This is a genomic window from Enterobacter cloacae complex sp. 2024EL-00711, from assembly GCF_047529885.1.
GTDB classification, from domain to species: Bacteria; Pseudomonadota; Gammaproteobacteria; order Enterobacterales; family Enterobacteriaceae; genus Enterobacter; species Enterobacter ludwigii.
This window is the reverse complement of the sequence record NZ_JBLIZC010000001.1, coordinates 960,960-985,655: the sequence shown is the minus strand read 5'-3', so window position 1 is coordinate 985,655 and position 24,696 is coordinate 960,960. Positions and strand designations below refer to the sequence as shown.

The following is a 24,696-nucleotide window of genomic DNA, read 5'->3' as shown; positions in this document are numbered from 1 at the left end:
TTGTGCAAAGCGAGAAAACGACGATATGACGGGAGCGAGTATGATTGCACTGCAAACTTTTAATCAACTGAGCCACGAAGAGGCGCTCGCGCGGTTGCAGCCCTGCGTGGCGTTGCCCGACTGGGCCGATGCGCTGGTGCAGGGGCGGCCCTATTTACACCGCAAAGCACTGTTCGACGCCGCCCGGACACTGGCGCAAACCTGGGATGAAACGGCGCTTACGCAGGCCCTGAATGCGCACCCGCGTATTGGTGAGAAACCGACGGGAGCCCAGGCGGAGGCGGTGCTTTCGCGCCAGGAGCAGGGCGCCGTCGACAACCGCGACAGGCAGCTGGCACAGGCACTGCAGGAAGGGAACGCTCGCTACGAGGCCCGTTTTGGACGCGTGTTTTTGATCCGCGCGAAAGGCCGTAGCGGTGAGGAGATTTTACGCGCCCTCAACGCCCGGCTGGAAAACAGCGATGCGCAGGAGGTACAGGTCGCACTGGAACAGCTGCGGGAAATTACGCTGCTTCGGCTGGAAGGAGTCATTGACAAATGAGTACGTTAAGCACGCATATTCTTGATATTTCGACGGGAAAACCGGCGCAGGGCGTAAGGGTTTATCTTGAGCAGGACGGCGTCGTATTGGCCACTGCTTTCACTAACGCCCAGGGGCGCATCACCGCGTTTATCCCTTTCCTGCCTGCAGGACGTTACCGGCTGGTGGCCGAGATTGGGGCTTGGTTCACCGAAACCGGCCGCGACACGCTTTACCCCTGCGCACAGATCGATTTTGTGACGGGAGAAACGGCAGACGAGCACTTCCACCTGCCGTTTGTGATTGCGCCGGGCGGGTGGTCAACCTACCGCGGCAGTTGACCACACCTGCACACCGTTGACCCAGGTCTCGCTAATATTGCGCTCGTCGCCCAGGGTCATCAGCACAAACAGCTGCTCATAAATGTCCTGACAGCGCCGGTGACGCAGGCGCTGTAGCGGCGTAACGGCCGGGTCGATGACGATAAAATCGGCCTCTTTGCCGGGGGCGAAATTGCCAATCTTATCGTCCAGCCTCAGGGCGTGAGCGCCGCCCAGCGTGGCGTGATAAAACGCTTCGCTGGCGCGCAGGCGGTAGCTCTGCAGCTGACCCACCTTGTACGCCTCCCCGAGGGTGCGCAGCATGCTGAAGGTGGTTCCGGCACCCACATCGGTGCCAATGCCCATACGCACCTGGTGTTGCCAGCAGGCGGGTAAGCGGAACAGTCCGCTGCCAAGAAACAGGTTCGAGGTGGGGCAAAACGCCACCGCCGAGCCGGTATCGTGCAGACAGCGCCACTCGCTCTCATGGAGGTGGATCCCATGGGCAAACACGCTGCGTTCGCCGGTCAGCCCGTAATGATGATACACATCCAGATAACGTTCATGTTCCGGCCACAGATCGCTTACCCAGGCCACTTCATTTGGGTTTTCGCTCAGATGGGTCTGCATCCAGGTGTCGGGAAACTCCTCTCTGAGCAGGCTGACCGCGGCCAGCAGTTCCGGTGAGGAGGTCGGGGCAAAGCGTGGCGTAATGGCGTAGCCCAACCGTCCACGGTGGTGCCAGCGCTGGATCAACTCGCGCGTCTGCCGGTAGCTCTCTTTCGCGGTTTCACTCAGGTAGTCAGGCGTGTGGCGGTCCATCATCACCTTCCCGGCGATAAGGCGCATGTTAAGGCGCAGGGCCTCGGTGAACAGCGCCTCGACCGATTCAGGATGCAACGTACAAAACACCAGCGCGGTGGTGGTGCCGTGGCTGACCAGTTGGTTGATGAAAAACGCCGCGATCTCTTTCGCATAGGCCTCATCGGCAAACTGGCTTTCTACCGGGAACGTGTATGTGGTCAGCCACTCCAGCAGCTGCTCACCAAAAGCGCCAATCATCTCCGTCTGCGGGTAATGAACGTGGGTATCGACAAAACCCGGGAGCAGCAGTTTGCCGCGCAGGTCGGTGTACCCTTTGTAGGGATCAAGATACTGCTCGCCCTCCTGCCAGGCCATCTGCGCCAGAATTTTGCCGTTATGGATGAACAACAGCCCGTCTTCAAGGTAGCGCGCCTGTTGGGCGATAACGTCTGCACTGTTGCAGACCTGGGCAATATCAAAAAATGCACCGCGGATCGCAGTCTGGTAGTCCATCATGATTCCTGCCTTAGTGTTTGCGTAGCGGGGTGATGAGACTGAGCAAAAACGGTGCCAGAATGAAAAAGGCCGCAGAGGAACTGCGGCCCGGAGGAAGGGTTACTCTTTTTGCGTCGCCACGCGGGGGCTGAACGACGAGGCGCCTGCCGCTTCACGATCTTCCCGCGCCAGCCAGCGGTAGGTGACCCCGCCCAGGAAGACGCCGATAAACCAGCTAAAGTTGGCCACTTCATGCAGGGAGGGAATAAAGCTTATCACCAGTCCAACGGCAACGGATGGCACCAGCGCGCCGATGGCTTTCGGGTTGAAACCGTTGCGATACCAGTATTTGCCTTTTGGCGTGTCATCAAACAGATCGTCTACGGAGACCTTGCCGCGCTTAATCAGGTAAAAATCGGCAATCAGAATCCCGAACAGCGGGCCAATAAACGCCCCGAGCACGTCCAGAGTGTAGTGGATAAGCTCCGGCGAGTTAAACAGGTTCCACGGGGTTAACAGGATAGAGCCGACGGCGGCGATCATCCCCCCGGTGCGGAAGCTGATTTTTTGCGGTGAACAGTTAGAGAAATCAAACGCCGGGGAGACGAAGTTCGCCACGATGTTGATCCCGATGGTGGCGGTGATCATGGTCAGCAAGCCAATGGCCACCGCCAGATCGTTGCCCACACGGCTGACGGTTTCAATCGGGTCAGTGATCATGCGGCCAAACAGCGATTGCGTACCCGACACAATCACCACGGTAACGATGGAGAACAGCAGGAAGTTAAACGGCAGGCCCCAGCGGTTACCGCGGCGGATCTCCCCCATGCTTTTACCGTAGCGGGAGAAGTCACCAAAATTGAGCAGCGGGCCGGAGAAGTAAGAGACCACCAGCGCCGTGGCGGTGATCATCTGCCAGGTCTGCTCACCGGCGCTCAGGGATTTGCTGGCGAGGGTAAAGGAGATGCCGTCAAAACCGGTCTTGTATACAATCCATCCCGCCAGCGCCAGCATCACCACGTAGACCGCCGGACCGGCGATATCAATAAAGCGCTTAATGGCGCTCATGCCGTGCCAGAAGACCATCGCCTGCAGCACCCACATGATAGCGAAACAGATCCAGCCAAGATGCGACAGGCCCAGGAACGAACCGGTGGTGAGCGTCGCGAGTGAAGGCCAGAACTTAAGCGCCACCAGCATCAGCGCGTTGGCGGCCAGGTAAGTCTGAATGCCGTACCATGCGAAAGCAATCAGCCCGCGGATCACCGCCGGAATATTGGCCCCGAAAACGCCAAATGCCTGACGGCAAATCACCGCGTAGGGTACGCCTGCCATCTGACTCGGTTTCGCCACCAGGTTGGCGCACAACTGCACAATGCAAATCCCTATCAGCAGGCAGAGCAAGACCTGCCAGCTTGCCAGCCCGAGCGTAAAGAAGCTCGCGGCAACAACATAACCCCCCATGCTGTGGACGTCCGACATCCAGAAAGAAAAGATGTTGTACCAGCTCCAGTTCTGGTCACGCGTCGGTGCCAGATCCTCATTGCAAAGCCGTGGGCTGTAAACCGCACCGGAATCAGCGGCCGTACCGTGCTGCGCGTTTTGTCTGTTTGGCATGAAACCTGCTCCTGTGAATGAAAACCCGTTAAGTGGGAGTGCAGACGGTGTTGCAGGATCCAGGCCAAAATAATAAATCTTGTATGCAATATTTTATTTTTATGTATACGATTCGATAGCGAAAAGTAAAAATCGGAGTGGTGAATGAACAACATAAACAGCCTGCAGACCGCGCCAGACCTGCATGACAAAGATGAATCCATCTTTCAGGCGCTGATGACCGCGATAGTCGAACATCAGTTGCTCCCGGGAAGTAAATTGCCTGAAGAGGCGCTGGCTGAAGTCTTCGGCGTGAGCCGTACCGGTATTCGCAAAGTGCTGCAACGACTCGCCGCTGTGCAAATGGTCACCTTAACGCCCAAACGTGGTGCACACGTGGCCAGCCCGACGGTAGAAGAGGCGCAGCAGATCTTCCGCACGCGCGCGCTGCTTGAGGTGGCTAACCTGCCGGACGTGCTGGCCCACTGTCAGCCGCCACATCTGGCTGCGCTGGAAGGGATTATTCGCCAGGAGCAGCAGGCGCACGAAGCGTATGACGGTCCCGCCGCAATCCGCCACTCCGCCAATTTCCATATTCAGCTTCAGGCCATTTCAGGCAATCAGGTGCTGACAGAGATGGTGACCGGCCTGAGCCAGCGGTCGTCGCTGGTGATCGCAGCCTGGGGCGCGCCGTGGCGTCAGGGCTGCCGCTGCAATGACCACGAGCAACTGGTGGAACTCTTGCGCCAGAAGGCGCTCCAGCCCCTGAGTGAGGCCTTAATGCACCATTTTGAACATATTGTCGCCAGTCTCTGTTTCGAACGGGCCGGTGAGTGCCTGCCTGATTTTGCCCGGCTGTTCGCCAGCCACAAGGAGTCGTAATGTCGTCTGTTTGTATACAAGTGATTAACCCCAACACCAGCCTCGCGATGACGGAAACCATCGGCGCCGCAGCCCGCGCGGTAGCAGCACCGGGAACGGAGATCCTCGCCGTCTGCCCGAGCGCAGGTGTGCCCTCGATAGAAGGTCATTTTGATGAGGCCATCGCCGCCGTGGGCGTTCTCGAACAGATAAAACGCGGACGGCAACAGGGCGTGGATGGACATGTGATTGCCTGCTTTGGTGACCCCGGCCTGCTGGCGGCGCGCGAGCTGGCGCAGGGGCCGGTCATCGGTATCGCAGAAGCTGCGATGCATATGGCCACGCTGGTGGCAACGCGCTTTTCCGTTGTGACCACGCTGCCGCGCACGCGGATTATCGCCCGTCATCTGTTGCACCAGTATGGTTTCCAGGACCACTGTGCAGCCCTGCATGCCATCGATCTGCCGGTGCTGGCACTGGAAGACGGTAGCGGCCTGGCTCAGGAGAAGGTGCGCGCGCGCTGCATCCAGGCGCTGAAAGAAGATGGCTGCGGCGCGATTGTGCTCGGCTGCGGTGGAATGGCGACGCTGGCGCAGGAGCTGACGCGCGAGCTGCACGTGCCGGTGATCGACGGCGTCAGTGCGGCGGTGAAAATGGTCGAGTCGCTGGTGGCGCTGGGGCTGTCAACCAGCAAACACGGGGACCTGGCTTTCCCGGAGAAAAAAGCGTTGAGCGGACACTTTCAGGCACTGAATCCATTTTAATTGAGGGGGGGGGTGATAATGGCGCTTTTTAACGAAGATTATCCGCGGGACTTACGCGGCTATGCAGGCAAGCCGCCGCACGCGCAGTGGCCGAACCAGGCGCGCATCGCCGTGCAGTTTGTACTCAATTATGAAGAAGGGGCGGAAAAACACGTGCTGCACGGTGATGCCGGCTCAGAACAATTCCTCTCGGACATCATTGGTGCGGCCAGTTATCCGGACAGACACATGTCGATGGACTCCCTCTATGAATACGGCAGCCGTGCCGGGTTCTGGCGGATCCATAACGAATTCTGCAAGCGTGGCCTGCCGCTGACGGTCTTTGGCGTGGCAATGGCGCTGGCGCGACATCCCGATATCGTCGACGCCATCAAAGCAGCTGATTACGACGTGGTTAGCCACGGCTGGCGCTGGATCCACTATCAAAGTATGGATATCAACCAGGAGCGCGAGCACCTGCACAAGGCCGTGCATGTCCTGACTGACCTGTTTGGCAAACCGCCTGCCGGCTGGTACACCGGGCGTGACAGCCCAAACACCCGTCAGCTGGTAGTGGAACATGGGGGCTTTGACTATGACAGCGACTACTATGGCGATGATTTACCGTTCTGGACGCAAGTGGCGTGCAGCGACGGCACGCGCAAACCCCACCTGATTGTGCCGTATACGCTGGATGCCAACGACATGCGCTTCGCGACCGCGCAGGGGTTCAACACCGCCGAGCAGTTTTATACCTACCTGAAAGACAGCTTTGACGTGTTGTACGAAGAAGGGGAACGTGCGCCGAAGATGATGTCCATCGGCATGCATTGCCGTCTGCTGGGGCGTCCGGGGCGTTTTCGTGCACTCCAGCGGTTCCTCGATTACCTTGCGCAGCACGATCGGGTATGGGTCTGTACCCGCCAGCAGATAGCCGATCACTGGCGTGAGGTGCACCCGTTTCAACAATAACGATCCAGCAGTGCGCCGGGGGGCGGCGACGCCTGTCCCGGCCTGCTGCTTATCTGATGGGAAAAGAAGCAGGCTGGGCAGGGTTATTAACATTACGTCATCACGCTCACCTGCGCCGCCACAATCCGCCAGCCGTACGGGAAGCGTACCCATGTCTGCTGCTGGCGACCAATCCGCTCCGTTCTTTCGCGGGTGAATTCGGTGCTACACACGGCGTAATCCTCTCCGAAGGTGGTGATTACCGTATGGTGCAATGTCCTTTGCAGACCCGCGGACGGGCGCGCCGCCCGAAAGGCGCGGATTTCCTCAATGCCGTACAGGTTTTCGCCCGCACCGAGACGCACCGTGTTTTTGTCGTGCCAGAACAGCTCATCCAGCACCGGAATGTTGTTGCTTACCAGCGCATCTTCATAGCGGTAAAAGGCTGCGGTCACTTCTGCAACGACCCACGGAAGGTTAATGTCATCGTGATTTATCATGGAGCCATCTCCGCCGGCCGGGCATCGGTTATTCCGCTTGCTTCCAGAACCCGCGCCACACGCAGGCAGGCTTGCTCGTTAAACGGTGCGGCGATCAACTGCAGGCCAACAGGTGCGCCCTGAGCGGTGCGCAGCGGGACGGTGGTAACGGGTAAACCTAAAAACGAAATCGGCTGCGTCAGCATGCCCATGCTGGCGCGAACCGGTAACGGCTGGCCGTTGATCTCCATAATCTCTTCGCCAATTTGCGTTGCACAGCGCGGCGTGGCCGGGGCGATCAGCACGTCGGCCTGCGCAAACAGCGCTTTAAACGCCTGTCGGGCCTGCGTGCGAAAACGCTGGGCCTGAATATACCAGGCAGAAGGGATCATCGCGCCGGCCAGAAGCCGTTCGCGCGAATGGGGTTCAAAACGCCCGGGCTCGCGGCGAAGCGCGGGCAGGTACTGATTTCCGCCTTCCGAGGCGCTGATGATAAACGCTGCGGAGCGGGCCAGCTCGGCATCGGGGAATTGCAGCGTTTCCTGCACGTCGAGAGCTTTTGCCACCCGCGCCACGGCGTCCCGCATGTCGCTGTCGCACCAGGTACTGAAATAGCCGCCGAGCACCGCGCAGCGCAAACCATCCAGACCGCGGTCGAGCAGGGGCCGGGTCTGCTCCCGGGAGCTCTCCGCCTGAAATCCGTCGCTGGTATCCCGACCCTGCAGTGCATCGTACACCGACGCCAGATCGCTCACGCGACGGGCAAACGGCCCGATGTGATCCAGACTGGCGACAAACGGATGGCTGCCGGCGCGTGACAGACGACCAAAAGTGGGCTTAAGACCGTATATTCCGCACAGGGAGGCCGGTACGCGAATCGACCCGTTGGTGTCGGTACCGAGCGAAAAATGGACCAGTCCGGCAGCGACCGCGGCGGCAGAGCCGCCGGACGATCCTCCGGCAATGCGCGTCACATCGTGCGGGTTACGCGTTGCGCCGTAGTAACTGTTTTCCGTCGTAAAGCCGTAGGCGTAGGCATCCATGTTGACCATCCCCGACAATAAGCCACCGGCACTGCGCAGCTGGCGTACCGCAAAGCTGTCAGCGGTAGCGGGGGGGCGCTGGCTGAACAGCTCTGCACCGGCAAGGGTCGTATGCCCGGCGACGTCGAACAGGTTTTTCACCGCGTAGGGAATGCCCGCCAGTGGCGGCAGAGGGCGTTTCTCCCGACGCAGGGTGTCGATATTCTCGGCTTCGGCCAGCATGCGTTCTTCCGTGACGGTGGTCCAGGCGTTGATATGGGGATTGATGCGCGTAATGGCTTCCAGGGTCTGGCGGGCGATGTCATGGGCGCTCAGGTCGCCTGCACTCAGCGCCTGCTGGATCTCACTGATACTCATCTCGTGTAGCGTCATGCTTTGTATACTCCTGCGATCTCCAGACGGTCATCAAGCGGCAGCGCCATCAGCGGGGCGGCCATCGCCGCGATACGGCAGAACTGCACATAGAGTTCTGCCCGGCGGGCGTCATCCAGCTCAACGCCGAGCACGGACTCCATTTGCGCCAGATAGGCATGCCAGTCAGGTTGTGTGGTATTCATCAGTCTCTCCTTAAAATCCGGCGGCGGCGCCGTTGCTGCGCGGGTCAAATGCCCCTTCAAACAGCCCGTTAGGATGGCGAACAATCGCACCCGCGTGGCCCATGGCTTCGCTGAATGCCGGGAAGCACTCCACGTCGTGGCCCAGCGCCTGCAGGCGCGCGACGGTCTGCGGCGTAAAGCGGCCTTCCACCTTCAGGGTGTCGGACGTCTGTCCCCAGGTGCGCCCCAGTAACCAGCGCGGGCGGGCGATGCTCTCCTGCAACGATACCCCCTGCACCACATAGCGGGTAAACAGGGTGGCCTGAGTTTGCGGCTGGCCGTCACCGCCCATCGAGCCGTAGACCATGACGCGTCCGTCATGCAGACGCGCGGCTGCCGGGTTCAGGGTGTGGAACGGTTGTTTTCCTGGCGCAAGCGCCAGCAGGTGACGGGGATTGAGGCTGAATGAGGCTCCCCGGTTTTGCCAGACGATGCCGGTATCAGGCAGGACCACGCCGCTGCCGAACTCGTGATAAATGCTCTGGATAAACGACACGGCAAGACCGCTGTTATCCATTACCCCCATCCAGACCGTATCACCAGGGCCTTTGCCGCAGCCCCACGGTGCGGCCTGGTTATCATCGACCTGGTCGGCGAGGGCGGCCAGTGCGGCAGGATCCAGCAGACTCTGGATATCGGTTTTCAGCTCGCGCGGATCGGTGATATGGGCATCGCGCAGACCAAACGCCAGTTTGGTGGCCTCTACAATGCGGTGAACGGTGGTCGCTTCGTCAGCATCGGCCATGGACAGGCGGTCGGTTATCCCGAGGATCGCCAGCGACACCAGCCCCTGCGTTGGCGGCGCGAGGTTCCACACTTCACCCTGTTGATGCTGTAATTTCAGCGGCGTGGTGCGCCGGGCGACATGCGCGTTTAGGTCAGCCAGGGTGATGGGCAGCCCCAGCGTTGCCATGCCCCGGGCCAGACGCTCCGCCAGCGGGCCGCGATAAAAACTGTCCAGACCGTCTTCTGCGAGGTGCGAGAGCGTGGAGGCCAGCGCCGGTTGATAAAACCGGCTGCCGACCTGCGGCGGTTTGTCGTCCGTCAGCCAGGTCTCTGCGAAGCCGGGCAGGTCCTTCAGTTCATCCAGCTTACTGGCCGTGGCGGCGGCCTGAGACGCGGTCACCGGCGTGCCGTTTCGGGCATAGTCAATGGCGTCTGCCAGCAGGCGATTCAGGGGAAAGCGGTGCCCGTCAGCGTGCGCGAAACCTTCAGTGCTTCGTCCCAGCCGCTCACCGTTCCCGCCACGGTCAGCGCCGCACGAGGCCCGCGATGGGGGATCTGAGAGACATCGTCATAGGCGGCAAGCGTCGCCAGTGAGCCAGCTGCGCCGCTGGCGTCAATGGCAACCGGTTCGCCATCGGGCGGCACGATAAGCCAGAAACCATCCCCACCGAGACCGTTCATGTGCGGGTAAACCACGGCAATGGTTGCGGCGGCGGCGACCATTGCCTCAATCGCGCTACCGCCTTCACGCAGAATGGCCAGGGCGCTCTGGCTGGCAAGATGGTGGGGCGCCACGGCCATTCCGTGTACGGAGACATTACTTTGCATGGAGAGTCCTCATAACCCAAAAGTCATAAGGTGCTGCAAAAGCTGTTCCAGTTATGAATGAAAAGTTTCACGTCAGTCGTAACATAACGTTTTAACAAGCTGGCATGCTTAATGAAAGGTATAGTGAGGTGAAACAAAAGTTACAGAGGCTTTATGGAACAGCTTGATGAACGTCTGAAAGCGCAATACGCGTCGTTGTCACCGCAGGAGCAACGGGTGGCTGATTTTATTTTTGATCATTTCGACGACCTCATTAGTTATAACAGCGCCGAGCTGGCGCAGCTGAGCGGGGTGTCGAAAGCCACGGTGAGCCGTCTGTTTAAGCGTCTGGGCTATGAGAAGTATAAAGAGATGCGCGACGAACTGCGCACGCTGCGCCAGAGCGGCATGCCGCTGACCGATAACCGCGATGCGGTGCAGGGCAACACTCTGCTGGCGCGGCATTATAAGCAGGAGATGGCAAACCTTACCCAGTGGGTCAACGCTCTGGATGCTCAGCAGTTTGCCGAGGCCATGGCCTCAATGGTGAAGGCGCGGCGGATTGTGATTATCGGGATGCGCAACGCCTATCCGGCGGCGCTGCACCTGCGCCAGCAGCTGTTGCAGGCGCGCGGACAGGTGCTGCTGCTGCCGCAGCCGGGGCAGAGCCTGAGCGAGGAACTGGTCGATCTCACGCCCGACGATCTGGTGATTATGATGGCGTTTCGCCGTCGCCCGCGGATCGTACGGCCGCTGTTGCAGCAGCTTCAGCACAGCGGTATTCCGGTTCTGCTGATGTGTGAGCCGCAGGCACACAGCCTGTTTCCGCTGACCAGCTGGCAGCTCTGCGCCCCGCTGGACAGCGTCTCGGCGTACGACAGCTACTCGTCGGTCAACAGTCTGATCAACCTGCTGGCTAACGCCTTCCTGCATGAAATCCTCGATAAAGGCCGTCCCCGGATCCACAATATCGCCTCCCTGTATCAGCAACTGGACGAACTGGAACAGCGATAATGGGGCATCAGGCTGGTGCTTTGCATTAAAATAGTGCAGAAGAGCGGGGCGGAAAAGGGAGGCCTTTTCCGCCCCGCTCTCGTTTTATCAGGCCTTCAGAGAAAATTTCCCGTTTCGCTTCATCTGGCACATTAGTTGCAAAATCTAATTCAAAGAATCTTTTGTTTCATGTTAACGTTACGGGGAAGCACCATGAAAAAGTTATTGATTGCACTGACCGGGGCCGTCTGTCTGTTTGCAAACCTGCCAGCAAAAGCTGACCAGCTTCAGGATATTGAGAAACGCGGCACTCTTCGTATCGCCGTCCCGCAGGATTTTCCTCCGTTTGGTTCAGTCGGGACCGATCTCCAGCCGCAGGGCTACGACATCGACATGGCGCGCTATCTGGCAAAACAGATGAAGCTCAAGCTGCAGCTGGTGCCGGTGACCAGTGCCAACCGCGTGCCGTATCTGCAAACCGATAAGGTGGATCTGGTGATCTCAAGCCTCGGCAAAAACGCCGAGCGTGAAAAGGTGATTGATTTTAGCCGTGCCTATGCGCCGTTCTTCCTCGGCGTGTTCGGCCCGAAAGGGGCTGAACTGAAAGATGCTGCTCAGCTGAGTGGAAAAACCATTGGCGTGACGCGGGGTGCGGTGGAGGACATGGTGCTGACCAGCCTTGCGCCGAAAGATGCAGACGTCAAACGCTACGAAGACAATAACACCACGCTGTCGGCTTACCTGTCCGGTCAGGTCCAGTACGTGGCGACAGGTAATCTGGTCGTGGCGGCGATTTCCCGCCAGAACGCCGCCAAAGCCCCGGTTCCGAGCTTTATGCTGAAGGACTCGCCGTGCTTTATCGGGCTGAAGAAAAACGAACCGGCGCTGAAAGCGAAAGTTGATGCGGTGATCGAGCAGGGAATTAAAGACGGCACCCTGAATAGCCTCTCTGAGCAGTGGCTGAAAGCGCCGTTGCCGGCAAGCCTGGGCGTGTAAGGCGATGACAGAGCAACTCCATTTCTCTGCGCTCTGGCCGTACTGGCCGGCGCTGCTGGCAGGGCTGTGGGTCACCATTCAACTGACGGTGATGGCAACCCTCGGCGGGCTGGCGATCGGTATTTTCGGGGCGGCGATTCGCAGCGGCCGGACGACGTGGTTTAGCCGGATCTGGGGCGGCTACGTGGAGATTATCCGCAACACGCCCTTTGTCGTGCAGCTGTTTTTCATTGTGTTCGGTCTGCCGAATCTGGGGCTGAAGATGACGGCGGGCGAAGCGGCGCTGCTGGCAATGGTCGTCAACCTGGGCGCGTACAGCACGGAGATTGTCCGTGCCGGTATTCAGGTTACGCCCAAAGGACAGTGGGAGGCCGGCCGCGTGCTGGGGCTTACCCGCCTGCAAACGTTTATACGCGTGGTGCTGCCACCGGCACTGCAGCGTATTTATCCGGCGCTGGTCAGCCAGTGCATTATCGTTATGCTCGGTTCGTCGGTGGTGTCGCAGGTCTCCTATGAAGAGCTGACTTTTGCCGCCAACCTGATTCAGTCAAGAACGTTCCTGAGCTTTGAGGTCTATCTGGTGACCACCGGAATTTACCTGGTGCTGTCAATTACCCTGCGCCAGCTAATGATGGCGGCAGGACGGAAGTGGCTGGGGGTACAGGCATGATGACCACCTTTACCGACTGGGACATTATTCGCAATCTGCTGCTCGCCGGACGCTGGACGGTGCTGCTGTCGCTGGTGGCGTTTGTCGGCGGGGCGGCGGTAACGCTGCCGCTGTTGCTGTTGCGCCTCACGGGTGGGCGTACGGTAAAACGTCTTATTCGCGGCTATATCGAACTGTTTCAGGGCACGCCGCTGCTGATGCAACTGTTCCTGGCCTTCTTCGGCGTGGCGCTGTTGGGTATCGATGTTTCGCCGTGGACCGCCGCGTCGCTGGCCCTGACGTTCTACACCAGCGCCTTTTTGCTTGATATCTGGTTTGGCAGTATTCGTGCGCTGCCGAAAGGGCAGTGGGAGGCGTCGCGCTGTCTGGGGCTGACCTTCGGCCAGACGCTGTTTCGCGTGGTGGCTCCCCAGGCGTTACGCATCGCCATCGCCCCAACGGTGGGGTTCGCCGTGCAGGTGATTAAGGGGACCGCGCTGGCATCCATTATCGGTTTTATCGAGCTGACCAAGGCCGGGACGATGCTGACCAACGTGACCTATCAGCCGTTTAAAGTCTTTGCGCTGGTGGCGCTCGGCTACTTCATTCTGTGTTATCCGCTGTCGCGCTACAGCCGTTATCTGGAGACTAAATTCAATGCCTCTCATCACCATTAATCAGGTGCAGAAGTACTACGGCGATAACCACGTGCTCAAGGGCGTGGATCTGGACATCGACATGGGCCAGGTCATTTCAATTATCGGGCGCAGCGGTTCGGGTAAAAGCACGCTGTTGCGCTGCATTAACGGCCTCGAAGGGTATCAGGACGGCAGCATCAAGCTCGGCGGCATGACCATTACCGACCGGGATTCCCAGGCGCGTGAAATCAGCCGCTCGGTCGGCATGGTATTTCAGAACTTCAACCTTTTCCCGCACATGACGGCGATGGAAAACGTGATGCTCGCGCCACGTCGGGTGCTGAAGAAAAGCGCAGCAGAATGTCAGGCACTGGCGCAGCGCATGCTGGAGAAAGTCGGGCTGGGTGACCGTCTGGATTACTACCCGTCAAGCCTCTCCGGCGGCCAGCAGCAGCGCGTGGCGATTGCCCGTGCTCTGGCGATGTCGCCTAAAGTTTTACTCTGTGACGAGATAACTTCCGCGCTCGACCCGGAACTGGTGGGCGAAGTGCTCAAGGTGCTGGAACAACTGGCCGCTGAGGGGATGACGCTGATCCTGGTGACCCATGAAATGAATTTTGCCCGCGAAGTGGGCGACCGCGTGGTGTTTATGCATCAGGGGCGCGTCTGGGAGCAGGGCGACAGCAAAACACTGTTCGCTAACCCACAGACCACTGAGCTTAAACAGTTTATCTCCTCCGTGCGCGGCCTCAATTAACTAAGGACTAAAAAATGGATATCGCTCAATTTCCGCAAATCAATCCGCCACAACGTCTGCTGATGGGGCCGGGGCCGATCAACGCCGATCCGCGCGTATTGCGTGCCATGTCGAGCCAGCTTATCGGCCAGTACGATCCGGCGATGACCCACTACATGAACGACGTCATGGCACTCTACCGCGGCGTGTTCCGCACGGAAAACCGCTGGACGATGCTGGTGGACGGCACCTCCCGCGCGGGAATTGAAGCGATTCTGGTATCGGCCATTCGTCCGGGGGACAAGGTGCTGGTGCCCGTTTTTGGTCGCTTCGGCCATCTGCTGTGCGAAATTGCCCGCCGCTGCCGCGCAGAGGTCCACACCATCGAGGTACCGTGGGGTGAGGTGTTCACACCGGATCGGGTGGAAGATGCCATTAAACGCGTGCGTCCGCGCCTGCTGTTAACCGTGCAGGGGGATACGTCCACCACCATGCTGCAGCCGCTTGCGGAACTCGGGGCAATCTGCCGTCGTTACGATGTCCTGTTTTATACCGATGCTACCGCGTCGCTCGGCGGCAACGCCCTGGAGACCGGTGCCTGGGGACTGGATGCGGTCTCGGCGGGGATGCAGAAATGTCTTGGCGGTCCGTCCGGCACCTCGCCTGTTACCCTGAGCCCGCGGATGGAAGAGGCAATCCGTCGCCGCAAATGCATCGAAGAGGGGATCCGTACCGATGCCCATCGCGACGGCGACGAAGAGATGATTTACTCCAACTATTTCGACCTCGGCATGGTGATGGATTACTGGGGACCCGAGCGTCTGAACCACCACACTGAAGCGACCACCGCGCTGTTTGGCGCCCGCGAATGTGCCCGCCTCATTCTGCAGGAAGGGCTGGATAACGGTATCGCCCGCCACAAGCTGCACGGGGATGCGCTGCTGAAAGGTATTCAGGCGATGGGACTCGAGACCTTCGGCGACCTCAGGCACAAGATGAACAACGTGCTGGGCGTGCTTATCCCTCAGGGCGTAAACGGTGACCAGGTGCGTAAACTGATGCTGGAGGATTTCGGCATTGAAATCGGTACTTCGTTTGGTCCGCTGCACGGCAAAGTGTGGCGTATTGGCACCATGGGCTATAACGCGCGTAAAGACTGCGTGATGACCACCCTGAGTGCGCTGGAGTCGGTACTGAACTACCTGAAGTTTTCCACTACGCAGGGTGCCGCGATGCAGGCCGCGTGGGATCATTACCGCACTGAGACGGCGCTATGAATCACGCGACACGCCAGCAGGCGGCAGAACGTGTGATGGCCCGCGCCGATGCGCTAGCCGCCATCAGCGAAACCCAGGATTCCCTTACCCGCGTGTATCTCTCTGCCCAGCATCTGCAGGCTAACCAGCTGGTCGGGCAGTGGATGAACCAGGCGGGCATGACCGTCTGGCAGGACAGCGTGGGGAATATCTGCGGACGTTATGAAGGCGAGCAGGAGGGCGCACCGGCGGTATTGCTTGGCTCGCATCTGGATACCGTGCGCAATGCCGGACGCTACGACGGGATGCTGGGGGTGCTGGCGGCCATTGAAGTCGTTGACAGCCTGCACCAGCAGGGAAAACGGCTGGCGCAGGCCGTTGAGATTGTCGGCTTTTGCGATGAAGAGGGTACCCGCTTTGGTATCACGCTGTTGGGCAGCCGCGCCCTGACGGGCACCTGGCCTGCGGGCTGGCTCGACACGTGCGATGCCAGAGGTATCAGCGTGGCGCAGGCGATGGTACAGGCAGGGTTAGATCCCAGCCGTGTCGCGATGGCCGCCCGACGCCCGGATGATTTCAGCGCCTGTCTGGAGCTGCATATTGAACAAGGACCGTGTCTGGAACAGGCCGGTCTGGCGCTGGGCGTGGTTGAAGCCATTAACGGCGCGCGTCGTCTGAACTGCCGCTTCACCGGTGAGGCCGGCCACGCCGGGACCGTGCCGATGGCGCATCGTAAGGACGCGCTGGCCGCCGCCGCCGAATGGATGGTGCTGATTGAAAGCACCACCCGTCAGCACGGCGGCAACCTGGTGGCCACGGTGGGTGAGTTGCGCTGTCTGCCTGGTGCGGTAAACGTCATCCCCGGCGAGGTCGCGCTCTCGTTAGATATTCGCGGCCCGCAGGATGCGCCGCTTGACCTTCTGCTTACTGCACTGCTGACGCAGGCGCAGGCGATAGCGGCCCGTCGCGGAATACATTTTGCAGCCGACGAATTTTACCGAATCGCCGCCACGCCATGCGATACACGTCTGCAGGCGCTGCTGGCGGAGGCTGTAGAATCGGTGCAGGGGAAGACATTATCGCTGCCGAGCGGTGCCGGTCATGACACCATCGCCCTGGCGGAGCGCTGGCCGGTAGGGATGTTGTTTGTGCGGTGTAGGGGAGGCGTCAGCCACCATCCGGCGGAATCGGTGATGGCTGAGGATGTCGCGCTGGCGGTTGATGCCTTTTCGCGTGCGGTGATGCGTCTGGCGGGTTAAGCGACCGAGCGTACCGCTTCATCGATGTCGGCACTCACCCGCACATCCTGCTCGTCAAACACCATGCAGTGGCGATCGTCAAAAGCCACATCAATTTGCTGCCACGGTGCGAATTTCACATCGCCCGGCAGCAAAATCTTCACATTGTCGTGGCCGTAGCACTGACCGAAGAGGTAGGTGTTATTGCCCAGACGCTCAACCACTTCACAGTTAAACGTCAGCCGCGTGCCGTGGCGGAGATCGGTGGTTAAATGTTCCGGACGGATGCCCAGCGTCACCGGGCTGCCTGCGTTCAACGGTGTGGTGGTCAGGGCCAGTGTGAGTGTCTTCTGCTGGGATAATCTCACCGTCAGCTCACCCGGTTGCCAGGACTCTACCGTTGCCGGCAGGAAATTCATCTTCGGCGAGCCGATAAACCCGGCCACGAACTTGTTCGCCGGTTTGTAGTAGAGTTCCATCGGCGCGCCCATCTGCTCAACCTTTCCGTAGTTCATCACCACAATTTTATCAGCCAGGGTCATCGCTTCTATCTGGTCGTGGGTGACATACACCATGGTGGTTTTCAGTTCCTGGTGCAGACGGGCAAGGTGCAGACGCATCTCCACGCGCAGCTCGGCATCCAGGTTGGAGAGCGGTTCGTCGAACATAAAGACCCGCGGATTACGTACGATGGCGCGGCCAATAGCCACACGCTGGCGCTGGCCGCCGGAAAGCTGCTTAGGTTTGCGATCCAGAAGGTGGGAAAGCTGCAGCGTTTTGGCCACCATCTCGACCTGATGGCGGATCTGATCTTTCGGCACCTTATTGACCTTCAGGCCGTAGCCCATGTTTTCGGCCACCGTCATATGTGGGTAGAGCGCATAGGACTGAAACACCATCGCCACGCCGCGGTGGGAGGGGGCAACGTCGTTCATCACCTCGTCACCAATTAACACTTCCCCTTCGCTAATGTCCTCCAGTCCGGCAATCATGCGCAGCATTGTCGATTTACCGCAGCCGGAAGGACCGACAAAGACGGCAAACTCACCGTCTTCAATCTCAAGATTCACGTTGTGCAAGGTTACGGTGTCGCCAAAGCGTTTGGTGACATTCCTCAATTGTATGTTCGACATCTGTATTCCCCGAGTAAACCGCCGTGTATGTATTACGTATAACAATTATTTGCTACATGGCTGGACGGTGCAATTTGTCTGCTCTGACTATAACTTCCAGTATTCACGCACCCTATACTGATATTCCATTAATGTTATGACGATCACACAACTTACAGTTTTTTGTAGAGTTATCATGATGTGAAGGGTAGCGTATACCAAACCAAAGGCATTTGATGTTATACGTTATACGCCAGTGTTAGTCGGTTTTCTGGCGAAGGTGTATGGCGGTGAAATGCAATAACAACCATAAAATTGTTATACCTTCACATGAGGTTGATAATGAAAAAGAACATACTCGCTGCTCTGATCCTCTCTACGCTCGCGGTGCAGGCTCACGCCACCACGCAGCTTAACGTCTGGGAAGACATCAAAAAGTCGTCCGGCATTAAAGACGCGGTCGCCGATTTCGAAAAGCAGTACGACGTTAAGGTTAACCTGCAGGAGATGCCTTACGCGCAGCAGCTGGAAAAACTGCGCCTCGACGGCCCGGCAGGAATTGGCCCGGACGTGCTGGTCATTCCCAATGATCAACTCGGCGGCGCGGTTGTGCAAGGGCTGCTGACCCCCCTGAATCTGGAGGCGAAGCAGACCGAACAGTACACGCCGGCGTCGATAAATGCCTTCAAAATGGATAACACCCTTTACGGTGTGCCGAAAGCGGTTGAGACGCTGGTGCTGATTTACAACAAAGACCTGATCGCGAAGCCGCTCAACTCACTTCAGGACTGGTATGACTTTTCTAAACAGCAGCGCGCCAAAAACCAGTACGGCCTGCTCGCCAAGTTCGACCAGATTTACTACAGCTGGGGGGCTATCTCCCCGATGGGCGGGTACATCTTCGGTAAAAACGATAAAGGCGGTTATAACGCCAGCGACGTGGGCCTGAACAAGCCGGGCGCGGTAGACGCGGTCACCTACCTGAAAAAATTCTATACCGATGACGTATTCCCGGCGGGGATCATCGGCGATAACGGTCTGAACGCGATCGATTCTCTGTTTACCGAGAAAAAAGCGGCAGCCGTCATCAACGGTCCGTGGGCGTTCCAGCCGTATGAAGCGGCGGGCATTAACTACGGCGTTGCGCCGCTGCCGACGCTGCCGGACGGTAAGCCAATGAGTTCATTCCTGGGCGTGAAGGGCTATGTCGTCTCTACCTGGAGCAAAGACAAAGCCATGGCGCAGAAATTTATCGAATTTATCAACCAGCCGCAGTACGTCAAAACGCGCTATATCGCGACGCGTGAAATTCCGCCGCTGACCGCGATGATTGACGATCCGCTCATTAAGAACGACGAGAAAGCCAGCGCGGTTGCCGTGCAGGCCGCACGGGCGACAGCGATGCCGGGCATTCCGGAAATGGGTGAAGTCTGGGCTCCGGCGAACGCGGCCCTCGAGCTGAGCCTGACCGGTAAACAGGATCCGAAAGCCGCGCTCGACAGCGCAGAAAAACAGGTTCAGATGCAAATCGAAGCCATGCAGGCCAGCAACCAGTAGTTTTCTGACGTCGCAGAACGGGAGGGCGTCTCTCCCGTTTTTTGAAAGGAGTTGTTTGTGAGTATCATCCCGGAACATTTTGCCAAACCGCGCGTGGCCGGGCGTCACGCCTGGACCAGCCTGCTGCTGGCGGTCATTCCCGGCTTCGGTCAGTTTTACCACCGTCAGTGGCTGAAAGGGGTCATCTTCCTGGTGCTGCTTGCCAGTTTTATCGGCGTATTTGCTGATTTTCTGCGCGAAGGGCTGTGGGGACTGGTGACGCTGGGTGAGGAGGTGCCGCGCGACAACTCCATCTTCCTGCTGGCGGAGGGGATCATCAGCGTGTTAATCGCTGCGTTCGGCGTGATGGTGTATTACCTGTCGATGCGTGACGCGTGGGTCAATGGCCTGAAACGTGACGAAGGGTTGCAGCTTAACAGCGTGCGTAAACAATATCAGATGCTATTGAGCGACGGCTTCCCGTATCTGATGATCACCCCGGGCTTTATCCTGCTGGTGTTTGTGGTGGTGTTTCCCATTTTGTTCGGGTTTGCCATCGCCTTTACCAATTACAACCTCTACCACACGCCGCCGGCTAAGCTGGTTGACTGGGTCGGGTTTAAGAACTTCATCAATATCTTTACGCTCTCTATCTGGCGTTCCACCTTCTTCGACGTGCTGCAGTGGACGGTGGTCTGGACGCTGCTCGCCACTACGCTGCAGTGTACGGTGGGCGTACTGCTGGCGATTCTGGTGAACCAGAAAGATTTACGCTTTAAGCCGCTGATCCGCACCATCTTTATTTTGCCGTGGGCGGTGCCGGGCTTTGTCACCATCCTGGTTTTCGCCGGGATGTTTAATGACTCGTTCGGGGTGATTAACAACGCCATTCTGGCCTTCTTTGGTATTGCGCCTAAAGCCTGGATGACCGATCCGTTCTGGACCAAAACGGCGCTGATCATGATGCAAACCTGGCTTGGTTTCCCGTTTGTTTTCGCCATGACCACCGGCGTGCTGCAGGCCATTCCTGATGACCTGTATGAAGCGGCCACCATGGACGGCGCCAGCAGCTGGACCCGGTTGCGGACCATTACGCTGCCGCTGGTGCTCTACGCCATTGCGCCGATCCTGATTACGCAATACACCTTTAACTTCAACAATTTCAACATCATCTATCTGTTCAATAACGGCGGACCGGCGGTGGTAGGGTCGAATGCGGGCGGCACCGACATTCTGGTGTCGTGGATCTACAAACTGACGATGTCATCTTCGCAATATGCCATTGCGGCGACCATCACCATCCTGCTGTCTGTTTTTGTCGTCGGCCTGGCGCTATGGCAGTTCCGCGCCACCAAATCTTTCAAAAATGACGACATGGCGTAAGGGACGTAACAATGGCTAAATCACAAAGTATTAAACGTGAGAAATGGGTCCGCCTTTCACTCTCCTGGCTGGTTATTGTGCTGGTGTCGGTCATCATCATTTACCCGCTGGTGTGGACGGTGGGCGCCTCACTCAACGCGGGCAACAGCCTGTTAAGCTCCTCTGTTATTCCACAGAACCTGTCGTTCCAGCATTACGCCGACCTGTTTAATGGTCAGGTGAACTATATGACGTGGTACTGGAACTCGATGAAAATCAGCTTCCTGACCATGGTGTTGACCTTAATCAGCGTTAGCTTTACCGCCTATGCCTTCTCGCGTTTTCGCTTTAAGGGGCGGCAGAACGGACTGATGCTCTTCCTGCTGCTGCAGATGATCCCGCAGTTCTCGGCGCTGATTGCCATCTTCGTGCTCTCGCAGCTGTTGGGCTTAATCAACAGCCATCTGGCGCTGGTGCTGATTTACGTTGGCGGCATGATCCCAATGAATACCTATCTGATGAAGGGCTACCTGGACGCCATTCCTAAGGATCTGGATGAGTCCGCGCGCATGGACGGAGCCAGTAACTTCCGCATCTTCATCGAGATCATCATGCCGCTTTCCAAACCCATTGTGGCGGTGGTGGCGCTGTTCTCCTTCACCGGGCCGCTGGGGGATTTCATTCTCTCCAGCACCATTTTGCGCACCCCGGACAAATACACCTTATCCATCGGGCTTTATAACCTGGTGGCGCAAAAAATGGGTGCCAGTTACACCACCTACGCGGCAGGCGCGGTGCTGATTGCGGTGCCGGTCGCGATCCTCTATCTGGCCTTACAAAAATACTTCGTCTCCGGTCTGACCTCCGGGAGTACTAAGGGATAACCATGAAAAGACTCAAACCCGCTTTGCTTGCTGTTTGTCTTTCTTGCGGTCTTGCCGCGAGTGCGTTCGCCGCGGACGGGGTAAAAACGCGTCCTTTTAACGCCATGCCGGCAGACTTTATTAAGGGGGCGGACATCTCGACGCTGCTCGAGGCGGAACAGCATGGCGCAACATTTTATAACCAGAATGGCCAGCAGCAGGACGCGATTGCCATTCTGAAAGCCAACGGCGTGAACTATGTGCGCCTGCGTTTGTGGGTGGATCCGCAGGATGCCAACGGAAATACCTACGGGGGCGGCAGTAACAATCTGGAAAACACGCTGGCGCTGGCGAAGCGCGTGAAGGCCCAGGGCATAAAACTCCTGCTCGATTTCCACTACAGCGATTTCTGGACCGACCCGGGCAAACAGTTCAAACCTAAAGCCTGGGAGAAGATGGATTACCCGCAGCTTAAAACGGCAATCCATGACTATACGCGCGACACCATTGCCCGCTTTAAAAAAGAGGGCGTGCTGCCGGACATGGTCCAGATTGGTAATGAAATCAATGGCGGAATACTCTGGCCGGAAGGCAAAAGCTGGGGGCAGGGTGGTGGCGAGTTTGACCGCGTAGCCGGGTTACTCAACGCCGCAATCAGCGGGATGAAAGAGAACCTGACCGACGGCGAGCAGGTGAAAATTATGCTGCACCTGGCCGAAGGCACTAAAAATGACACCTTCCGCTGGTGGTTTGATGAGATCACGAAGCGCGATGTGCCATTCGATATTATCGGCCTGTCGATGTACACCTACTGGAATGGCCCGATCGGCGCGCTGAAAGCCAATATGGATGACATCAGCAAACGCTATAACAAAGACGTCATTGTGGTGGAAGCGGCCTATGGCTATACGCTGGAGAACTGCGATAACGCAGAAAACAGTTTCCAGGCCAAAGAAGAGAAGGACGGTGGCTACCCCGGCACCGTGCAGGGTCAGTACGATTATATCCACGATTTAATGCAGGCCGTGATTGACGTTCCCGATCGTCGCGGTAAAGGTCTGTTCTACTGGGAGCCGACCTGGATTGCCGTACCGGGCACCACATGGGCCACCAAAACCGGCATGAAATATATCCATGATGACTGGAAAGAGGGAAATGCCCGCGAAAACCAGGCGTTATTTGATTGTCATGGCAAAGTGCTGCCGTCGATAACGGTATTTAAATAGTATTCTGTTTCACTTCAGGACGTTTTTAATATGAATAAATTTGCGCCTTTAAGTTCGAAGGTCGCTGCGTTATTGCATGGCGCCGACTATAACCCGGAGCAATGGGAGAATTACCCCGGTATTATTGAAAAAGATATTGCCATGATGCAGCAGGCGAAATGTAATGTCATGTCGGTGGGCATATTTAGCTGGGCGAAGCTCGAACCGCGTGAAGGGGAATATGATTTTGTCTGGCTGGATAACGTCATTGATAAATTATATTCAGCGGGGATCCATATTTTCCTCGCCACGCCGAGCGGTGCGCGCCCGGCATGGATGTCGCAAAAATACCCGCAGGTGCTGCGCGTAGGGCGTAACCGCGTGCCTGCGCTGCACGGTGGACGTCATAACCACTGTATGTCTTCCCCGGTGTACCGTGAGAAGACATTCAAAATGAATAGCTTACTGGCTGAGCGTTATTCACAGCACCCGGCGGTGCTGGGCTGGCATATCTCCAATGAGTACGGCGGTGAGTGCCACTGCGATCTGTGCCAGGAGCGCTTTCGTGACTGGCTGAAAGCGCGCTACAAAACCCTGGATGCGCTGAACCACGCATGGTGGAGCACCTTCTGGAGCCACACCTATAGCGACTGGTCGCAGATTGAGTCCCCTGCGCCGCAGGGAGAGGTGTCCATTCACGGTCTGAACCTCGACTGGCGCCGCTTTAATACGGCGCAGGTAACAGATTTCTGCCGCCATGAGGTTGCGCCGCTAAAAGCCGTCAACGCAGCGTTGCCGGTGACGACCAACTTCATGGAGTACTTCTACGATTACGACTACTGGCAGCTTGCGAAAGCGATCGACTTTATCTCCTGGGACAGCTACCCGATGTGGCACAAGGAGAAAGACGAAACCCAGCTCGCCTGCTACACCGCCATGTACCACGACATGATGCGCAGCCTGAAAGGCGGCAAACCTTTTGTGCTGATGGAGTCCACGCCGAGTACCACCAACTGGCAGCCGACCAGCAAGCTGAAAAAGCCGGGGATGCATATTCTCTCGTCAATGCAGGCGGTGGCACACGGGGCCGATGCCGTACAGTACTTCCAGTGGCGTAAAAGCCGCGGTTCGGTGGAGAAATTCCACGGGGCGGTTATCGACCACGTGGGGCATCTTGATACGCGTGTCGGGCGCGAAGTGACGCGTCTGGGCGAAATGCTTGAGCGCCTGCCGGGGGTGGTCGGGTGTCGCACGCAGGCACGGGTGGCGATTATCTTCGACCAGCAAAATCGCTGGGCGCTGGACGATGCCGAAGGGCCGCGCAACATGGGGATGGAGTACGAAAAAACCGTTAACGAACACTACCGTCCGTTCTGGGAAAAAGGCATCGCGGTGGATGTGATTGATGCCGACGGCGATCTCAGCCAGTACGCGCTGGTGATTGCGCCGATGCTTTATATGGTGCGGGAAGGCTTCGCCGAACGCGCAGAAGCGTTTGTCGCCGGGGGCGGCCATCTGGTGACCACCTACTGGAGCGGCATCGTGGATGAAAGCGATCTTTGCCATCTCGGTGGGTTCCCGGGGCCGCTGCGTAAACTGCTCGGCATCTGGGCAGAAGAGATCGACTGTCTCGGTGAGGGAGAACGTAATCTGGTACAGGGGCTGGCGGGTAATGCGGCTGGCCTGCAGGGCCCGTATCAGGTTCGTCATCTGTGCGAGCTGATCCATGTCGAAAACGCTCAGCCGCTGGCGACCTACCGGGATGATTTCTACGCCGGTCGGCCTGCCGTGACGGTGAACCGTTTCGGTAAGGGGAAAGCGTGGCATGTGGCGTCGCGCAACGATCTGCCGTTCCAGCGTGATTTCTTCGCCGGGATTATTGACGAACTGGCGCTGCCGCGGGCCATGGAATGCGATTTCCCACCGGGTGTAGTGGCAACGGCCCGCACGGACGGCGAAACCACGTGGGTGTTTGTGCAGAACTACACCGCCCAGCAGCAGCTCATTACGCTGCCGCAGGGGTATACCGACTGCATGACCGATGCCGCCGCCGCGGGTGATACTGCTCTGCTGCCGTGGGATTGTCGGGTACTCAGGCGTAAAGCGTAGTCGCTGAGGGCGTCGCGTCGTACAACCCTGGCTAATCAATCTGAAGGCGCCTGCTCTATGAG

General features: G+C 58.2%; 21 protein-coding genes and 3 pseudogenes. 17 read left to right on the top strand and 7 right to left on the bottom strand.

Features of this window, described 5'->3' with window-relative positions; translation table 11 throughout:
- Nucleotides 1-40 precede the first annotated feature (40 nt).
- Together uraD and uraH are read left to right on the top strand one after the other, a co-directional pair.
- Entirely contained in the window at nt 41-541 is a 501-nt protein-coding gene (uraD, locus tag ACMVME_RS04895) for a 2-oxo-4-hydroxy-4-carboxy-5-ureidoimidazoline decarboxylase (protein WP_032681297.1), read from the top strand.
- Entirely contained in the window at nt 538-861 is a 324-nt protein-coding gene (gene uraH, locus ACMVME_RS04890; RefSeq protein ID WP_014169459.1) for a hydroxyisourate hydrolase, read from the top strand. Before uraD ends, uraH begins: the two co-directional genes overlap by 4 nt.
- Here uraH and guaD read toward each other — a convergent pair.
- Together guaD and ACMVME_RS04880 are read right to left on the bottom strand one after the other, a co-directional pair.
- Nucleotides 841-2,160, bottom strand: coding sequence for a guanine deaminase (gene guaD / locus ACMVME_RS04885; RefSeq protein ID WP_032681296.1), 1,320 nt, complete (start codon nt 2,158-2,160; stop codon nt 841-843). The two genes, uraH and guaD, sit on opposite strands and share 21 nt — an antisense overlap.
- 99 nt (nt 2,161-2,259) lie before the next feature.
- Nucleotides 2,260-3,756 carry an NCS1 family nucleobase:cation symporter-1 gene (locus ACMVME_RS04880; protein ID WP_032681295.1) on the bottom strand — a complete coding sequence of 499 codons (1,497 nt, stop codon included), beginning with the start codon at nt 3,754-3,756 and terminating at the stop codon, nt 2,260-2,262.
- A 144-nt stretch (nt 3,757-3,900) separates the two neighbouring features.
- On the opposite strand from ACMVME_RS04880, the gene ACMVME_RS04875 reads away from it, so the two are divergent.
- The 3 genes and pseudogenes from ACMVME_RS04875 to puuE form a co-directional block, all read left to right on the top strand.
- Nucleotides 3,901-4,617 carry a GntR family transcriptional regulator gene (locus tag ACMVME_RS04875; protein ID WP_020884746.1) on the top strand — a complete coding sequence of 239 codons (717 nt, stop codon included), beginning with the start codon at nt 3,901-3,903 and terminating at the stop codon, nt 4,615-4,617.
- Nucleotides 4,617-5,494 (top strand): annotated as a pseudogene (gene hpxA / locus ACMVME_RS04870) (allantoin racemase). Before ACMVME_RS04875 ends, hpxA begins: the two are co-directional and overlap by 1 nt.
- Nucleotides 5,394-6,311: pseudogene (gene puuE / locus ACMVME_RS04865) on the top strand (allantoinase PuuE); the annotation flags it as partial. The pseudogenes hpxA and puuE, both read left to right, overlap by 101 nt.
- 92 nt (nt 6,312-6,403) lie before the next feature.
- On the opposite strand, the gene hpxZ reads toward puuE, so the two are convergent.
- From hpxZ to hpxW, 4 genes and pseudogenes are all read right to left on the bottom strand, one after another.
- A complete protein-coding gene (gene hpxZ, locus ACMVME_RS04860; RefSeq protein WP_032681293.1) occupies nt 6,404-6,790 on the bottom strand; it encodes an oxalurate catabolism protein HpxZ in 387 nt (128 codons plus the stop codon).
- Nucleotides 6,787-8,184 carry an AtzE family amidohydrolase gene (locus ACMVME_RS04855; RefSeq protein WP_014169466.1) on the bottom strand — a complete coding sequence of 466 codons (1,398 nt, stop codon included), beginning with the start codon at nt 8,182-8,184 and terminating at the stop codon, nt 6,787-6,789. The genes hpxZ and ACMVME_RS04855 overlap by 4 nt, the downstream gene beginning before the upstream one ends.
- Nucleotides 8,181-8,369, bottom strand: coding sequence for an oxalurate catabolism protein HpxX (hpxX, locus tag ACMVME_RS04850; protein ID WP_014169467.1), 189 nt, complete (start codon nt 8,367-8,369; stop codon nt 8,181-8,183). The genes ACMVME_RS04855 and hpxX overlap by 4 nt, the downstream gene beginning before the upstream one ends.
- A gap of 10 nt (nt 8,370-8,379) precedes the next feature.
- A pseudogene (gene hpxW / locus ACMVME_RS04845) lies at nt 8,380-9,962 on the bottom strand (oxamate amidohydrolase).
- A gap of 153 nt (nt 9,963-10,115) precedes the next feature.
- Between hpxW and hpxU the strand changes: the two are divergent.
- The 7 genes from hpxU (at nt 10,116) to hpxK (ending at nt 16,468) form a co-directional block, all read left to right on the top strand.
- Nucleotides 10,116-10,955: a MurR/RpiR family transcriptional regulator HpxU gene (gene hpxU, locus ACMVME_RS04840; protein ID WP_032681291.1), complete on the top strand. Its 840-nt coding sequence runs from the start codon at nt 10,116-10,118 to the stop codon at nt 10,953-10,955.
- A gap of 192 nt (nt 10,956-11,147) precedes the next feature.
- The gene (locus ACMVME_RS04835) at nt 11,148-11,930 is read left to right on the top strand and encodes a transporter substrate-binding domain-containing protein (RefSeq protein ID WP_020884739.1); all 783 of its coding nucleotides are present in this window, start codon (nt 11,148-11,150) and stop codon (nt 11,928-11,930) included.
- A gap of 4 nt (nt 11,931-11,934) precedes the next feature.
- A complete protein-coding gene (locus ACMVME_RS04830) occupies nt 11,935-12,600 on the top strand; it encodes an amino acid ABC transporter permease (RefSeq protein WP_014169471.1) in 666 nt (221 codons plus the stop codon).
- Nucleotides 12,600-13,256, top strand: a complete 657-nt coding sequence (locus ACMVME_RS04825; protein WP_025204495.1) for an amino acid ABC transporter permease — start codon at nt 12,600-12,602, stop codon at nt 13,254-13,256. Before ACMVME_RS04830 ends, ACMVME_RS04825 begins: the two co-directional genes overlap by 1 nt.
- Entirely contained in the window at nt 13,237-13,974 is a 738-nt protein-coding gene (locus ACMVME_RS04820) for an amino acid ABC transporter ATP-binding protein (protein WP_032677837.1), read from the top strand. Before ACMVME_RS04825 ends, ACMVME_RS04820 begins: the two co-directional genes overlap by 20 nt.
- 14 nt (nt 13,975-13,988) lie before the next feature.
- Nucleotides 13,989-15,230 (top strand): pyridoxal-phosphate-dependent aminotransferase family protein, encoded by a 1,242-nt coding sequence (locus tag ACMVME_RS04815; RefSeq protein WP_414743391.1) that lies wholly within the window; start codon nt 13,989-13,991, stop codon nt 15,228-15,230.
- Nucleotides 15,227-16,468, top strand: a complete 1,242-nt coding sequence (gene hpxK / locus ACMVME_RS04810; RefSeq protein WP_032681289.1) for an allantoate amidohydrolase — start codon at nt 15,227-15,229, stop codon at nt 16,466-16,468. The genes ACMVME_RS04815 and hpxK overlap by 4 nt, the downstream gene beginning before the upstream one ends.
- Here hpxK and ACMVME_RS04805 read toward each other — a convergent pair.
- Nucleotides 16,465-17,580, bottom strand: coding sequence for an ABC transporter ATP-binding protein (locus ACMVME_RS04805; protein ID WP_032681288.1), 1,116 nt, complete (start codon nt 17,578-17,580; stop codon nt 16,465-16,467). The two genes, hpxK and ACMVME_RS04805, sit on opposite strands and share 4 nt — an antisense overlap.
- A gap of 321 nt (nt 17,581-17,901) precedes the next feature.
- Here ACMVME_RS04805 and ACMVME_RS04800 point away from each other — a divergent pair, with 321 nt between their 5' ends.
- Genes ACMVME_RS04800 through ACMVME_RS04780 form a run of 5 tightly spaced genes read left to right on the top strand, consistent with a single transcriptional unit; the run spans nt 17,902 to nt 24,634 of the window.
- A complete protein-coding gene (locus ACMVME_RS04800) occupies nt 17,902-19,116 on the top strand; it encodes an extracellular solute-binding protein (protein ID WP_032681287.1) in 1,215 nt (404 codons plus the stop codon).
- Between the two features lie 57 nt (nt 19,117-19,173).
- Complete coding sequence (locus ACMVME_RS04795; protein WP_020884733.1) at nt 19,174-20,478, top strand: carbohydrate ABC transporter permease; 1,305 nt, start codon at nt 19,174-19,176, stop codon at nt 20,476-20,478.
- Nucleotides 20,479-20,489: 11 nt separating this feature from the next.
- On the top strand, nt 20,490-21,341 hold the full coding sequence (locus ACMVME_RS04790) for a sugar ABC transporter permease (RefSeq protein WP_032681286.1): 852 nt from the start codon (nt 20,490-20,492) through the stop codon (nt 21,339-21,341).
- Nucleotides 21,342-21,343: 2 nt separating this feature from the next.
- Nucleotides 21,344-22,546 carry an arabinogalactan endo-beta-1,4-galactanase gene (locus tag ACMVME_RS04785; RefSeq protein ID WP_014169480.1) on the top strand — a complete coding sequence of 401 codons (1,203 nt, stop codon included), beginning with the start codon at nt 21,344-21,346 and terminating at the stop codon, nt 22,544-22,546.
- A gap of 30 nt (nt 22,547-22,576) precedes the next feature.
- Complete coding sequence (locus ACMVME_RS04780; protein WP_014169481.1) at nt 22,577-24,634, top strand: beta-galactosidase; 2,058 nt, start codon at nt 22,577-22,579, stop codon at nt 24,632-24,634.
- Nucleotides 24,635-24,696: the final 62 nt, after the last annotated feature.

Coding starts and splice junctions, on each gene's coding strand:
- uraD (WP_032681297.1), top strand. CDS start 41: ATGATTGCACTGCAAACTTTTAATCAACTGAGCCACGAAGAGGCGCTC.
- uraH (WP_014169459.1), top strand. CDS start 538: ATGAGTACGTTAAGCACGCATATTCTTGATATTTCGACGGGAAAACCG.
- guaD (WP_032681296.1), bottom strand. CDS start 2,160: ATGATGGACTACCAGACTGCGATCCGCGGTGCATTTTTTGATATTGCC.
- ACMVME_RS04880 (WP_032681295.1), bottom strand. CDS start 3,756: ATGCCAAACAGACAAAACGCGCAGCACGGTACGGCCGCTGATTCCGGT.
- ACMVME_RS04875 (WP_020884746.1), top strand. CDS start 3,901: ATGAACAACATAAACAGCCTGCAGACCGCGCCAGACCTGCATGACAAA.
- hpxZ (WP_032681293.1), bottom strand. CDS start 6,790: ATGATAAATCACGATGACATTAACCTTCCGTGGGTCGTTGCAGAAGTG.
- ACMVME_RS04855 (WP_014169466.1), bottom strand. CDS start 8,184: ATGACGCTACACGAGATGAGTATCAGTGAGATCCAGCAGGCGCTGAGT.
- hpxX (WP_014169467.1), bottom strand. CDS start 8,369: ATGAATACCACACAACCTGACTGGCATGCCTATCTGGCGCAAATGGAG.
- hpxU (WP_032681291.1), top strand. CDS start 10,116: ATGGAACAGCTTGATGAACGTCTGAAAGCGCAATACGCGTCGTTGTCA.
- ACMVME_RS04835 (WP_020884739.1), top strand. CDS start 11,148: ATGAAAAAGTTATTGATTGCACTGACCGGGGCCGTCTGTCTGTTTGCA.
- ACMVME_RS04830 (WP_014169471.1), top strand. CDS start 11,935: ATGACAGAGCAACTCCATTTCTCTGCGCTCTGGCCGTACTGGCCGGCG.
- ACMVME_RS04825 (WP_025204495.1), top strand. CDS start 12,600: ATGACCACCTTTACCGACTGGGACATTATTCGCAATCTGCTGCTCGCC.
- ACMVME_RS04820 (WP_032677837.1), top strand. CDS start 13,237: ATGCCTCTCATCACCATTAATCAGGTGCAGAAGTACTACGGCGATAAC.
- ACMVME_RS04815 (WP_414743391.1), top strand. CDS start 13,989: ATGGATATCGCTCAATTTCCGCAAATCAATCCGCCACAACGTCTGCTG.
- hpxK (WP_032681289.1), top strand. CDS start 15,227: ATGAATCACGCGACACGCCAGCAGGCGGCAGAACGTGTGATGGCCCGC.
- ACMVME_RS04805 (WP_032681288.1), bottom strand. CDS start 17,580: ATGTCGAACATACAATTGAGGAATGTCACCAAACGCTTTGGCGACACC.
- ACMVME_RS04800 (WP_032681287.1), top strand. CDS start 17,902: ATGAAAAAGAACATACTCGCTGCTCTGATCCTCTCTACGCTCGCGGTG.
- ACMVME_RS04790 (WP_032681286.1), top strand. CDS start 20,490: ATGGCTAAATCACAAAGTATTAAACGTGAGAAATGGGTCCGCCTTTCA.
- ACMVME_RS04785 (WP_014169480.1), top strand. CDS start 21,344: ATGAAAAGACTCAAACCCGCTTTGCTTGCTGTTTGTCTTTCTTGCGGT.
- ACMVME_RS04780 (WP_014169481.1), top strand. CDS start 22,577: ATGAATAAATTTGCGCCTTTAAGTTCGAAGGTCGCTGCGTTATTGCAT.